Here is an 11,993-nt window from a genome sequence, read left to right as displayed (position 1 = left end):
GATTCCTCGGTTCGACGTCTTATGCCAGCTTCCCGTGACACTGCTTGAACTTCTTGCCGCTGCCGCAGGGGCAGGGGTCGTTGCGGCCCACGCGCTGGCCGTCGAAGGCCAGCGGGTTGGCCCCAGCGCCCTGGCCTTCGGTGCGCGTCTCGACCTCGCCGGTCTCGGTGGGCGCGCTGTAGGTCACGTTGGCCACCTGCTCGCCGCGCTGTTCCAGGTCCTGCGCGGCCTGGCCGGCCTCCTCGCTGGACTGGATGCGCACCGTCATGAGCAGCTTGGTGACGTTGTTCTTGACCGCGTCCAGCATCTGGCCGAACAGCTCGAAGGCCTCGCGCTTGTACTCCTGCTTGGGCTGCTTCTGCGCATAGCCGCGCAGGTGGATGCCCTGGCGCAGGTAGTCCAGCGCCGACAGGTGCTCGCGCCAGTGCTGGTCCATGCTTTGCAGCAGCACCATGCGCTCGAACTGGGTGAACTGCTCGCCGCCGACCAGGGCCACCTTGGCGGCGAAGGCTTCGTCCGCGGCCGCGATGACCTTCTCGACGATGTCTTCGTCGGTGATGTCGCTGGCGGCCTCGACGGCGGCCTGCAGCGGCACCTGCAGTTGCCAGTCCTCGGCCAGCGTCTTCTCCAGGCCGGGCAGGTCCCATTGCTCCTCGACCGATTCCGCGGGCACGAACTGGCGCACGAGGTCGGTGAAGCAGCCGTGGCGCAGGCCCTTGATCTGCTCGCTCAGGTCGGCCGCGTCGAGGATCTCGTTGCGCTGGGTGTAGATCACCTTGCGCTGGTCGTTGGCGACGTCGTCGTATTCCAGCAGCTGCTTGCGCATGTCGAAGTTGCGCGCCTCGACCTTGCGCTGCGCGCTCTCGATGCTGCGCGTGACGATGCCGGCCTCGATGGCCTCGCCCTCCGGCATCTTGAGCCGGTCCATGATGGCCTTGACGCGGTCGCCCGCGAAGATGCGCATGAGCGGATCGTCCAGGCTCAGGTAGAAGCGTGAGGAGCCCGGGTCGCCCTGGCGGCCCGAGCGGCCGCGCAGCTGGTTGTCGATGCGGCGCGACTCGTGGCGCTCGGTGGCGATGATGCGCAGCCCGCCCAGGGCCTGCACCTGCTCGTGGTCCTTCTCCCACTGGGCGCGCACCTTGGCCTCTTCCGCCTGCAGCGTGGCCTCGTCCTTGCCGGCGTTGGCGGCGCGCATGGCTTCGATGGCTTTTTCGAGGTTGCCACCCAGCACGATGTCGGTACCGCGGCCGGCCATGTTGGTCGCGATCGTGATCATCTTGGGCCGGCCGGCCTGGGCCACGATGTCGGCCTCGCGCGCATGCTGCTTGGCATTGAGCACCTGGTGCGGCAGCTTGGCCTGGATCAGCAGCCGGTCGATGATCTCGGAGTTCTCGATCGAGGTCGTGCCCACCAGCACGGGCTGGCCGCGCTCGTAGCACTCGCGGATGTCGGCGATCGCCGCGTCGTACTTTTCCTTGGTGGTCTTGTAGACTCGGTCGAGTTGGTCCTCGCGCCGGTTCGGACGGTTCGGCGGGATCAGCACGGTCTCCAGGCCGTAGATCGACTGGAACTCGAAGGCTTCCGTGTCGGCCGTTCCGGTCATGCCCGCCAGCTTGGCGTACAGCCGGAAGTAGTTCTGGAAGGTGATCGAGGCCATGGTCTGGTTCTCGGGCTGGATCGCCACGCCTTCCTTGGCCTCCACGGCCTGGTGCAGGCCGTCGCTCCAGCGCCGCCCGCTCATCAGGCGACCGGTGAACTCGTCCACGATCACGACCTCGCCGTCCTGCACCACGTAGTGCTGGTCGCGGTGGTAGATGTGCTGGGCCCTGAGCGCCGCATTCAGGTGGTGCATCAGCGTGATGTTGGCCGGGTCGTACAGCGAGGCGCCCTCGGGGATCAGGCCCAGGCTGGACAGGATGCGCTCGGCGTTCTCGTGGCCCTGTTCGGTCAGAAACACCTGGTGCGTCTTCTCGTCCACCGTGAAGTCGCCGGGCTTGGTCACGCCCTCGCCCGTGCGCGGGTCGGCCTCGCCCTCCTGGCGCGTCAGCGCCGGCACGGCCTTGTGGATGGCCAGGTACAGCTGCGTGTGGTCCTCGGCCTGGCCGCTGATGATGAGCGGCGTGCGCGCCTCGTCGATCAGGATGGAGTCCACCTCGTCGACGATGGCGTAGTTCAGGCCACGCTGCACGCGGTCGCGCACCTCGTAGACCATGTTGTCGCGCAGGTAGTCGAAGCCGTACTCGTTGTTGGTGCCGTAGGTGATGTCGGCAGCGTAGGCGGCCTGCTTCTCCTCGCGCGGCATCTGCGGCAGGTTGATGCCGACCGTCAGGCCCAGGAAGTTGTACAGGCGGCCCATCCACTGGGCGTCACGGTTGGCCAGATAGTCGTTGACCGTGACCACATGCACGCCCTTGCCCGACAGCGCATTGAGGTAGACCGGCAGCGTGGCCGTCAGCGTCTTGCCCTCGCCCGTGCGCATCTCGGCGATCTTGCCGTAGTGCAGGGCCATGCCGCCCAGCAGCTGCACGTCGAAGTGGCGCATCTTCATGACGCGCTTGGAGCCCTCGCGCACGACGGCGAAGGCTTCCACCAGCAACGAGTCCAGCGTGGCGCCGCCGGCCACGCGGTCCTTGAACTCCTGGGTCTTGGCGCGCAAGGCGTCGTCGGAGAGCTTCTCCAACTGGGATTCCAGCGCATTGATCGCCTGCACCGACTTGCGGTATTGCTTCAGCAGCCGTTCGTTGCGGCTGCCGAAAATCTTGGTCAGGAAATTGATGTTCATGAATACGAGATCGCCCGCTTCCGCCCGGCATGGCGCGGTGGCATGGCGACCGAAATCCCTTGGTGTCGGTGGAATCCGGAAATGCGGCAGGTGCGCGCGTGGCCGGAGCCCGGCGCGTGCCAAACCGGCGATTTTATGCCGGCCGCCCTGTGGCGCTGGCGCCCCCGATAATCCCCCGGCCATGCCTGCCCCGCGCCGCTCGTTCACCCTCCAACAGGCCGTTGCCGATTCCCAGCCGCTGGCCCGGCTGTCGGCCCTGGTGCGCGAGTCGGCCGAGCGCCTGGCCGCGGTGCAGCAGCTGATCCCGCCCGCCATGCGCACCGCCATCCGGCCCGGGCCGATCGACGAGAACGGCTGGTGCCTGCTGGTGGACAACAGCGCCGCAGCCGCCAAGCTGCGCCACCTGGCGCCGCTGCTGCAGCAGGCGCTGCGCAACCGCGGCTGGGAGGTGACGGCCATCCGCGTGAAGATCCAGAAGCGGCTGTAGCGGCTTGCCGCGGGGCCGCGTTTTGCCCCCGTTCGCGACGTTGCCATCGGACCGCGGAGTAGGATCGCCCCCTTTTTTCCCGTCCCAGCCGCACGGCGCAACTGCACCCATGACGCTTCCGACGACCTCCCTGGACAAGGCCAAGATCAAGTTCCTGTTGCTCGAGGGCATCCACCCCTCTGCCGTGGAGGTGCTGCGCGCTGCCGGCTACAGCCAGATCGAGTCCCTGCCCTCGGCACTGCCCGACGAGGAACTCAAGCGCAAGATCGCCGACGTGCACTTCATCGGCATCCGCTCGCGCACCCAGCTCACTGCCGAGGTGTTCGCCCATGCGCACAAGCTGGTGGCCGCGGGCTGCTTTTGCATCGGCACCAACCAGGTCGACCTGGCGGCTGCGCGCGAGCGCGGCATCGCGGTGTTCAACGCGCCCTACTCCAACACGCGTTCGGTGGCCGAGCTCGTGATCGCCGAGGCCATCTTGCTGCTGCGCGGCGTGCCGGCCAAGAACGCGGCTGCGCACCGCGGCGGCTGGCTCAAGACGGCCGAGAACGCCTACGAGATCCGGGGCAAGACGCTGGGCGTGGTGGGCTACGGCGCCATCGGCACGCAGCTGTCGGTGCTCGCCGAGGCGCTGGGCATGCATGTGCAGTTCCACGACATCGTGTCCAAGCTGCCGCTGGGCAACGCCCGCCAGGTCGGCCTGGTCGAGCTGCTGGCCAGCAGCGACATCGTGACGCTGCACGTGCCCGAGACGCCGTCCACGCAGTGGATGATCGGCGCGGCGCAGATCGCCGCCATGAAACCGGGGGCCATCCTGATCAATGCCTCGCGCGGCACCGTTGTGGAGATCGAGCCACTGGCCGAGGCGCTCAAGGCCGGCAAGCTCCTGGGCGCGGCGATCGACGTGTTCCCGGTGGAGCCGCGCAGCAACAAGGACGAGTTCCAGTCGCCGCTGCGCGGCCTGGACAACGTGATCCTCACGCCGCACATCGGCGGCTCGACCATGGAAGCCCAGGCCAACATCGGCCTGGAGGTGGCCGAAAAACTGGTGCGCTACAGCGACACGGGCGCCACCACCTCGTCGGTGAACTTCCCCGAGGTCTCGCTGCCTTCGCACCCGGGCAAGCACCGGCTGCTGCACGTGCACCACAACGTGCCTGGCGTGCTGTCGGAGATCAACCGCATCTTCTCGGACAACCAGATCAACATCTCGGCCCAGTACCTGCAGACCAACGAGAAGATCGGTTACGTGGTGATCGACCTGGATGCCGGCTCCTCCGAGCGCGCCCAGGAAAAGCTGGCCCAGGTGCCGGGCACCATCCGCACGCGCGTGCTGTTCTGATCAGCGCGGCCGCGCCCGCAGCGGCCGCAGCTTGTGCAGGTCGCGCCACAGCGGCGGCAGCGAGACCGCCAACAGCAGCGCGGCCAGCGGCACCACGCAGACGAAGCCCAGGTGCGTGAAGCCCAGCGCGCCTGCCATGCCGCCGAACAGAAAGCTGGCCAGCAGACCGCCGGTCAGCCGCAGCTTGGCGCGGTCATGCCGCACGTGGCGCGGCGCCGCTGCGTGGTTGAAGTACAGCACCTTGCCCAGTTCCATGCCCAGGTCGGTAATGTTGCCCGTCATGTGCGTGGTGCGCACGCGGCCGCCAGAGGTCTTGGAGCCCACCGCGTTCTGCAGGCCCATGATGAAGGACAGCAGCAGCACGGTGAGCGGCACCGTGAACGGCGTCTGCCAGCCCAGCGTGATCGCCCCCATGAGGCCGAACGGGAACATCAGCAGTGCCTCGCACAACAGCGGCAGTGCGTAGATGCTGTCGAGCCGGCGCTGGCGCCCCCAATTGACCAGCATGGCCGTGGCCGCCGCACCCGCGACGAAGGCCAGCAGCGCGCCCAGCGCCGTGAGCACCAGCCGGCCCTGGCCCAGCGCCAGCCCGTCGGCCAGCTGCGAGGTGAAGCCCGTCATGTGCGAGGTGTACTGGTGCAGCACGAGGAAACCGCCGGCATTGATGGCGCCGGCATTGAAGGCCAGCAACAGGCCCAGCGCCAGGTTGGTCGAAGGGGCGCGATGGCGGCTGGTCAGGACGAAGAAGCGGCGCATGGCGGACGACGAAGCAAGCGCGATGCCGGACCGGTTTCAGTCCCAGAACGACAGCAAGGCTGGCAGGGCGGCCATGTCCTCGAACACATGGGCCGCTCCGGCGCCGCGCAAGGCGTCGGCCGGGCTGTGGCCCGGCCCTCCCGGGCTGTAGCCGAAGACCGTGGCGCCCGCCGCGGCGCCCGCCATCACGCCGGTGACCGTGTCCTCGACCACGGCGCAGCGGCGCGGATCCACGCCCAGCGCCTCGGCCGCGGCGAGGTACACATCGGGGAAGGGCTTGGAGCGCGGCATCTCGTGGCCGCTGAAGATGCGCCCTTCGAACAGCGGGTACAGGCCGACCTTGCGCAGCTGCATCTCGACCTTGCCGCGGTCCGCGCCCGAGGCGCAGGCGATGCGCCCGCCGGTGGCTTCGTGCAGCGCGGGCACCGCCTCCAAGGCGCCGGCAATGGGCAGCAGCTCGCGTTCCAGCGCCGCGTTGCGCCGGGCCCAGAAGGCCTGCAGCCACTCGGCCGTGACCGGCTGGCCGGTGCGCTGCTCGATCAGCGCAGCCTCGTCCTTGACGGCCTTGCCGATGAAGATGCGCATGCATTCTTCCTGGGTGATCTGCCAGCCGCGCTCGCCCAGGACCTGGACCAGCACGCGGTGGGTGATGGGTTCCGAATCGACGAGCACGCCGTCGCAGTCGAACAAGATGGCTTCGAATCGCATGCCGCGATTGGAGCACGTCAGCGCTGCGTGCCGTCCAGGTAGTACCAGCGCCCGCCCTCGCGCACAAAGCGGCTGCGCTCGTGCAGCCGGTGGGCGCGGCCGCTGGCGTCGCGCTGGCGGGCGACGAATTCGACCTCCGCATGCTCGGTGTCGACCTGCCGGCGGTCCTTCACTTGCAGGCCCAACCAGCGTGTGCCGGCGTCGAAGTCCAGCTGCGCGGGCCGGTGGGCGGCATGCCAGGTGGCCAGCAGGTAGTCCGCGCGCTCGCGCACGAAGGCCGTATAGCGCGAGCGCATGAGCGACTCGGCATCGGGCGCAGGCGTGGCATCGAAAGCGTCGAGGTAGCGGCCGCAGCAAGCGGCGTAGTCCAGCACGCGCTGGCGCGCGTCCAGGCGGCCGCAGGGGCAGGCCGTCACGCCAGCGCGCGCGTGATGAGGATCTTCTGCACGTCGCTCGTGCCTTCGTAGATCTGGCACACGCGCACGTCGCGGTAGATGCGCTCCACCGGAAAGTCGCCCACCACGCCGTAGCCGCCCAGCGTCTGGATCGCCGCGCTGCAGACGCGCTCGGCCATCTCACTGGCGAACAGCTTGGCCATGGCCGCTTCCTTGAGGCAGGGCCGGCCCGCGTCGCGCAGGCTGGCGGCATGCCAGATCAGCTGGCGCGCGGCCTCGATCTGCGTCGCGCAATCGGCCAGCCTGAAGCCCACGGCCTGGTGCTGGAAGATGGGCACGCCAAAGCTCTCGCGCTCCTTGGCATAGACCAGCGCGGCCTCGAAGGCGCTGCGCGCCATGCCCACGCTCTGCGCGGCGATGCCGATGCGCCCGCCTTCGAGCGCGCCCAGCGCGATCTTGTAGCCCTCGCCCTCGGCGCCGATCAGGTGGTCGGCCGGAATGCGGCAGCCCTCGAAGTTGATCTGCGCCGTGTCGCTGCTGTGCTGGCCCAGCTTGTCCTCCAGCCGCGCGACTTGGTAACCCGGCGTGTCGGTGGGCACGAGGAAGGCGCTCATGCCCTTCTTGCCCGCGCCCTTGTCGGTCACGGCGATGACGATGGCCACCTGGCCGTTCTTGCCGCTCGTGATGAACTGCTTGACGCCGTCGATCACGTAGCTGTCTCCGTCCTTGCGCGCCGTCGTGCGCAACGCGGAGGCGTCGCTGCCCACGTGCGGCTCGGTCAGGCAGAAGGCCCCCAGCATGCGGCCCTGGGCCAGCGGTTCGAGCCAGCGCTTCTTCTGCGCGGCATTGCCGTAGCGCATGAGGATGGCGTTGACGGGGCAGTTGGTCACGCTGATGGCGGTGCTGGTGCCGCCGTCGCCGGCGGCGATCTCTTCGAGCACCAGTGCCAGCGTGAGGTAGTCCAGGCCGGCACCGCCATGGTCCTCGGGCACGCAGATGCCGTAGGCGCCGAGCGCGGCCAGGCCCTGGTGGGCCTCTTTGGGGAAGTGGTGTTCGCGGTCCCAGCGGGCGGCGTGGGGCCAGAGTTCGGCCTGGGCGAAATCGCGCACGGCGTCGCGGATGGCTTCCTGGTCGGGGGTCAGCAGCATGGTCGTTTCCGTTGTCTCAGGCGGAAGGAGTCGTTTCCTGGGCGAGCTGATCGCGGTAGCGCGCCAGCATCTGCTCCTGCGTCTCGGTCGGTGCGCCGGCGCCGATCTGGTCGTGGATCATCTGGTTCATGGTGGGCAGCGCGGAGCGCTCGGGCCAGGTATCCGGCTGCCAGAGTTGCGAGCGCATGAAGGCCTTGGCGCAGTGCAGGTAGACCTCCTCGACCTGCACCTCGATCACGAGCTTGGGGCGCTGGCGCTCCTCGGCGAAGCGGTCGGTGAATTCGGTCTCGTCGCGCAGCCGCGCGCGGCCGTTCACGCGCAGCGTCTCCTGCACGTTGGGGATCAGGAAGATCAGGGCCAGGCGCGGGTCGGCGAGCAGGTTCTCCAGCGTGTCGAGCCGGTTGTTGCCGCCCGAATCGGGCAGCAGCAGCGTGCGCGCGCCGGCCGGCTTGACGAAGCCGGGCGCGCCGCCGCGCGGCGAGGCGTCCAGCAGCGCGCCGTGCACGCCGCCCGTGGCGACCACGCAGAACGGCGACAGCGCGATGAAACGCGCCGCGTGCGCATCGATGTGGTCCAGCTGCTTGCGCAGCGCGCGCTCGCCGGGGGCGGCGTACAGGCCGCGCAGTTGTTCCAGGTTCTGAATCATCACCAGCCTTCGAAAGGTGTGCCGTCGTGATCGAGGAACGCGCCCTTGTGCTGCGGACCGAGCCCGTCGAGCGCGGCGCGCATGCCGGCCACGCTCTGGTCCACGGTCAACGGCGCGGCCGCGCCGCCCATGTTGGTCTGCACCCAGCCGGGCGACAGCGCGACCAGGATGGCCCGCGGATAGTCGTGCTGGGCGGCGGCCACCGCCATGTTCAAGGCCGCCTTGCTCGCGCGGTAGACCCAGGCCATGCTGTCGTCCACGCCCCGGATGCGGCCCATTTCGCTCGTGATGAAGGCGAAACGCCCATGCGGCGCGGCCTCGACCAGCGGCGCCACCTGCGGGATCGCCTGCATGGCACCCAGCACATTGGTGTGCATGAGCCGGTCGAAGTCCTCGCGCGTGGGCGGCGTGCGCGCATCGGCCGTGACCCAGGCGCCGGCCACGTAGAGCGCGATGTCGATCTTCTCGCCATCCAACTGCCAGGCCAGCCCGCTCACGCTGGCCGGCTGGGCCACGTCCACGCGCAGCGCCGTGGCGCCCAGATCTCTGAGGCGAGCCAGGCCCGCGTCGTCGCGCGCCGTGGCGATCACGCGCTCGCCGGCGGCGCGGTACTGGCGCACGAACTCCAGGCCGATGCCGCGCGAGGCGCCGACGACGAGGACCGTGGCCATCAGAGCAGTTCGAGCGCCAGCGCGGTCGCCTCGCCGCCGCCGATGCACAGCGTGGCCACGCCGCGCTTCTTGCCGCGCGCCTGCAGCGCATGGATCAGCGTGACCATGATGCGCGCGCCGCTGGCGCCGATCGGGTGGCCCAGCGCGCAGGCGCCACCGTTGACGTTGACGATGTCGTGCGACAGGCCGAGCTCGGTCATCAGCGCCATGGGCACGACGGCGAAGGCCTCGTTGATCTCCCAGAGGTCCACATCGGCCACGCTCCAGCCGGTCTTGGCCAGCAGCTTCTGCGTGGCGCCGACTGGCGCGGTGGCGAACCAGTTCGGCTCCTGCGCGTGCGTGGTGTGGGCCACGATGCGCGCGATCGGCTTGGCGCCCAGGCGCTGCGCCGTGGAGGCACGCGCCAGCACGAGGGCGGCGGCGCCGTCGTTGATCGAGGAGCTGGAGGCGGCCGTGATCGTGCCGTCCTTCTTGAACGCGGGCTTGAGCGTGGGGATCTTGTCGAGCTTGATCTTGCCCGGGCCTTCGTCCACGGAGATCAGCTGCTCGCCGGCGCGGGTCTTGACCATCACGGGGGCGATCTCGGCCTGAAAGGCGCCGGACTGCGTGGCGGCCTGGGCGCGCGAGACGCTGGCCACGGCGAACTTGTCCTGCTCCTCGCGCGTGAAGCCGTACTTGGCGGCGCAGTCCTCGCCGAAGGTGCCCATGGAGCGACCAGGCTCGTAGGCGTCTTCCAGGCCGTCCAGCATCATGTGGTCCATCACGCGGTCGTGGCCGATGCGGATGCCGCTGCGGCCCTTGGGCAGCAGGTGCGGCGCGTTGGTCATGCTCTCCATGCCGCCGGCCACCATGACCTCGTGCGTGCCGGCCAGCAGCATGTCGTGCGCCAGCATGGCCGCCTTCATGCCCGAGCCGCACATCTTGGACAGCGTGACCGCGCCCGCGCTCTTGGGCAGGCCGCCCTTGAAGGCGGCCTGGCGCGCGGGCGCCTGGCCCTGACCGGCCATCAGGCAGTTGCCGAACAGGACCTCGCCGACCAGTTCAGGGCTGATGCCGGCGCGTTCGACGGCGGCCTTGATCGCAACGCCGCCCAGGTCGTGCGCGGCCAGGCCGGCGAAGTCGCCCTGGAAGCCGCCCATGGGCGTGCGCGCGGCGCCGAGGATGACGATGGGATCTTGTTGTGCATCAGGCATGGCGGTCTCCTTCAAAGGTGGGTGGGGGTTGAGAAAACGGAGCGGCTTATTCGTCGTCTTCCTCGGGCTGCAGCGGCTGGCCGCTGTCGTGGCGCGGGTAGCGCTTGATCGCCGTGCGGAAGGTGTCGAGCACCTTGTCGGGATGGTCGATGCTGACCTTGAGGTCGTTGACCAGGCCGTCCTTGAGACCGTAGCACCAGCCATGGATGGTCAGCTGCTGGCCGCGCGCCCAGGCGTCCTGCACGACGGTGGACAGGGCCACGTTGCCGACCTGCTCGATCACGTTGATCTCGCACAGCCGATCGTGCCGTTCCTGCTCGGTCGGCAGGTAGTCGATGCGCTTGCGGTGGCGCAGCCGCAGGTCGGCGATGTGGGCCAGCCAGTTGTCCGCCAGGCCCACGCGCTGGCCCAGCAGCGCGGCACGCACGCCGGCGCAGCCGTAGTGGCCGGTGACCATGATGTGCTCCACGCGCAGATGCTCGACGGCGAACTGGATGGTCGACAGCGCGTTGAGGTCGGAGTGCACCACCACGTTGGCCACGTTGCGGTGCACGAACACCTCGCCCGGGTCCAGGCCCGTGATCTCGTTGGCCGGCACGCGGCTGTCGGCACAGCCGATCCACATGTAGCGCGGCTTTTGCTGCGCCATGAGGCCGGTGAAGAAGCCTGGACGCTCCCGCTCGACGCGGGCGGCCCATTCGCGGTTGTTGGCGAGGAGGTGCTCGAGAGAGTTGCTCATCTGGTCGTTCCCTTTGCAAAGCTGTGGAATCTGGAATGGATCTGCTGCGCCGCAGCAAACCCCTCATTTTCAGCCCTCCGCGGCTGCACGCTCCGATTCAATGCACGATGCCCTCACGGCCAACCACGGCCATGAGAGTGCAGTTCATCGTGGCGACCAGCTTTTCACGCCCGCCGTCGAAGGCCAGCGCCCGGCCTTCGACGACGCTGATGGTCCGCCCGGGCTTGAGCACCTGGCCCACCATGCGAAAGCGCTGGCCCCTGGCCGGCGCCAGCAGGTTGACTTTGAACTCCACGGTCAGCACGGCCGCATCGGCTGGCATCAGCGTGAAGCCGGCGTAGCCGCAGGCCGAATCCAGCGCCGTGGCCACCATGCCGGCGTGCAGGAAGCCATGCTGCTGCGTGAGCCCCGGGGCCCAGTCCAGTTCGATCGCCACCAGGCCCGGATCGACCTGCGCCAAGCGCGCGCCCAGGGTCTGCATCGCGCCCTGGCGGGCGAAACTGTCGTGCACGCGCGCCGACCAGTCGGCCACCTGGGGTTCGAAGACGGGGGTGCTCATCGGCGCGCTCCAGACAGGATTTCGATTGACGTTTACGTAAACGTCAATCATAGCCAGCTCAGCTGGAACGTGCCAGCAGGGCTCTTGCCTCGCGCTCGTGCGCCTTGACCTCCTCGAGGTTGGCGTGCAGCTCGGTCAGCTGCGCCTCCAGCGCCCGGCGGTGCGCGGCCAACACGTCGAGGAACTTGCGCAGTTGCGGGCCGGTGTCGCGCGGGCTGTCGTACATGTCCAGGATCTCGCGCGCCTCGTTCAGCGACAGGCCCAGGCGCTTGGCGCGCAGCGTGAGCTTGAGCCGCGTGCGGTCGCGGGCGCCATAGACGCGCACGCGGCCACCCGGGCCGCTGCGCTGGGGCTGGAGCAAGCCCATGTCCTCGTAGAAACGGATGGCGCGCGTCGTCAGGTCGAACTCGCGGGCCAGGTCGCCGATGCTGTAGGTGCCGGCGTCGGTCGCATCGGACGGCGGAGAGCTGGGGGCGGCGTCGGTCATCGGCGGGCAATACGGAGGTGACAGGCGAAATGGCGGGTGCATTCCTAGAATGCCGCCGATTACAGATGACGTTTACGTCA

General features: G+C 68.9%; 13 protein-coding genes. 2 read left to right on the top strand and 11 right to left on the bottom strand.

Features of this window, described 5'->3' with window-relative positions; all coding sequences use genetic code 11:
* Positions 1 to 19: 19 nt before the first annotated feature.
* Complete coding sequence (gene secA / locus IE209_RS00710) at positions 20 to 2,782, bottom strand: preprotein translocase subunit SecA (protein WP_189685119.1); 2,763 nt, start codon at positions 2,780 to 2,782, stop codon at positions 20 to 22.
* A gap of 181 nt (positions 2,783 to 2,963) precedes the next feature.
* On the opposite strand from secA, the gene IE209_RS00705 reads away from it, so the two are divergent.
* Together IE209_RS00705 and serA are read left to right on the top strand one after the other, a co-directional pair.
* A complete protein-coding gene (locus IE209_RS00705; RefSeq protein WP_189685118.1) occupies positions 2,964 to 3,269 on the top strand; it encodes a DciA family protein in 306 nt (101 codons plus the stop codon).
* A 109-nt stretch (positions 3,270 to 3,378) separates the two neighbouring features.
* Positions 3,379 to 4,611 (top strand): phosphoglycerate dehydrogenase, encoded by a 1,233-nt coding sequence (serA, locus tag IE209_RS00700; RefSeq protein ID WP_189685117.1) that lies wholly within the window; start codon positions 3,379 to 3,381, stop codon positions 4,609 to 4,611.
* Here the strand turns inward: serA and IE209_RS00695 are convergent, their stop codons facing one another.
* The 10 genes from IE209_RS00695 to IE209_RS00650 form a co-directional block, all read right to left on the bottom strand.
* Positions 4,612 to 5,367, bottom strand: coding sequence for a YoaK family protein (locus tag IE209_RS00695; RefSeq protein ID WP_189685116.1), 756 nt, complete (start codon positions 5,365 to 5,367; stop codon positions 4,612 to 4,614).
* A 36-nt stretch (positions 5,368 to 5,403) separates the two neighbouring features.
* Positions 5,404 to 6,075, bottom strand: coding sequence for an HAD family hydrolase (locus IE209_RS00690; protein WP_189685115.1), 672 nt, complete (start codon positions 6,073 to 6,075; stop codon positions 5,404 to 5,406).
* 17 nt (positions 6,076 to 6,092) lie between these two features.
* Positions 6,093 to 6,491, bottom strand: a complete 399-nt coding sequence (locus IE209_RS00685; RefSeq protein WP_189685114.1) for a YchJ family protein — start codon at positions 6,489 to 6,491, stop codon at positions 6,093 to 6,095.
* Positions 6,488 to 7,618 (bottom strand): acyl-CoA dehydrogenase family protein, encoded by a 1,131-nt coding sequence (locus IE209_RS00680; RefSeq protein ID WP_189685113.1) that lies wholly within the window; start codon positions 7,616 to 7,618, stop codon positions 6,488 to 6,490. The genes IE209_RS00685 and IE209_RS00680 overlap by 4 nt, the downstream gene beginning before the upstream one ends.
* 16 nt (positions 7,619 to 7,634) lie before the next feature.
* Positions 7,635 to 8,264 carry a pyridoxamine 5'-phosphate oxidase family protein gene (locus tag IE209_RS00675; protein WP_189685112.1) on the bottom strand — a complete coding sequence of 210 codons (630 nt, stop codon included), beginning with the start codon at positions 8,262 to 8,264 and terminating at the stop codon, positions 7,635 to 7,637.
* Positions 8,264 to 8,935: an SDR family oxidoreductase gene (locus IE209_RS00670; protein WP_189685111.1), complete on the bottom strand. Its 672-nt coding sequence runs from the start codon at positions 8,933 to 8,935 to the stop codon at positions 8,264 to 8,266. Before IE209_RS00670 ends, IE209_RS00675 begins: the two co-directional genes overlap by 1 nt.
* Positions 8,935 to 10,128 carry an acetyl-CoA C-acyltransferase gene (locus IE209_RS00665; RefSeq protein ID WP_189685110.1) on the bottom strand — a complete coding sequence of 398 codons (1,194 nt, stop codon included), beginning with the start codon at positions 10,126 to 10,128 and terminating at the stop codon, positions 8,935 to 8,937. Before IE209_RS00665 ends, IE209_RS00670 begins: the two co-directional genes overlap by 1 nt.
* 46 nt (positions 10,129 to 10,174) lie before the next feature.
* Positions 10,175 to 10,867, bottom strand: coding sequence for a carbonate dehydratase (gene can / locus IE209_RS00660; RefSeq protein ID WP_189685109.1), 693 nt, complete (start codon positions 10,865 to 10,867; stop codon positions 10,175 to 10,177).
* Between the two features lie 97 nt (positions 10,868 to 10,964).
* On the bottom strand, positions 10,965 to 11,426 hold the full coding sequence (locus IE209_RS00655; RefSeq protein WP_189685108.1) for a PaaI family thioesterase: 462 nt from the start codon (positions 11,424 to 11,426) through the stop codon (positions 10,965 to 10,967).
* Positions 11,427 to 11,484: 58 nt separating this feature from the next.
* Positions 11,485 to 11,913 carry a MerR family transcriptional regulator gene (locus IE209_RS00650; protein WP_189685107.1) on the bottom strand — a complete coding sequence of 143 codons (429 nt, stop codon included), beginning with the start codon at positions 11,911 to 11,913 and terminating at the stop codon, positions 11,485 to 11,487.
* Positions 11,914 to 11,993: the final 80 nt, after the last annotated feature.

It is taken from the genome of Pseudorhodoferax aquiterrae, from assembly GCF_014652235.1.
In the GTDB taxonomy this organism is placed as follows: domain Bacteria; phylum Pseudomonadota; class Gammaproteobacteria; order Burkholderiales; family Burkholderiaceae_C; genus Pseudorhodoferax; species Pseudorhodoferax aquiterrae.
Note: the sequence above shows the minus strand (reverse complement) of the source record. Positions and strands in the feature narration are given on the sequence as shown.

Coding starts and splice junctions, on each gene's coding strand:
- IE209_RS00705 (WP_189685118.1), top strand. CDS start 2,964: ATGCCTGCCCCGCGCCGCTCGTTCACCCTCCAACAGGCCGTTGCCGAT.
- can (WP_189685109.1), bottom strand. CDS start 10,867: ATGAGCAACTCTCTCGAGCACCTCCTCGCCAACAACCGCGAATGGGCC.
- IE209_RS00675 (WP_189685112.1), bottom strand. CDS start 8,264: ATGATTCAGAACCTGGAACAACTGCGCGGCCTGTACGCCGCCCCCGGC.
- IE209_RS00680 (WP_189685113.1), bottom strand. CDS start 7,618: ATGCTGCTGACCCCCGACCAGGAAGCCATCCGCGACGCCGTGCGCGAT.
- IE209_RS00695 (WP_189685116.1), bottom strand. CDS start 5,367: ATGCGCCGCTTCTTCGTCCTGACCAGCCGCCATCGCGCCCCTTCGACC.
- IE209_RS00655 (WP_189685108.1), bottom strand. CDS start 11,426: ATGAGCACCCCCGTCTTCGAACCCCAGGTGGCCGACTGGTCGGCGCGC.
- secA (WP_189685119.1), bottom strand. CDS start 2,782: ATGAACATCAATTTCCTGACCAAGATTTTCGGCAGCCGCAACGAACGG.
- IE209_RS00650 (WP_189685107.1), bottom strand. CDS start 11,913: ATGACCGACGCCGCCCCCAGCTCTCCGCCGTCCGATGCGACCGACGCC.
- IE209_RS00670 (WP_189685111.1), bottom strand. CDS start 8,935: ATGGCCACGGTCCTCGTCGTCGGCGCCTCGCGCGGCATCGGCCTGGAG.
- serA (WP_189685117.1), top strand. CDS start 3,379: ATGACGCTTCCGACGACCTCCCTGGACAAGGCCAAGATCAAGTTCCTG.
- IE209_RS00690 (WP_189685115.1), bottom strand. CDS start 6,075: ATGCGATTCGAAGCCATCTTGTTCGACTGCGACGGCGTGCTCGTCGAT.
- IE209_RS00665 (WP_189685110.1), bottom strand. CDS start 10,128: ATGCCTGATGCACAACAAGATCCCATCGTCATCCTCGGCGCCGCGCGC.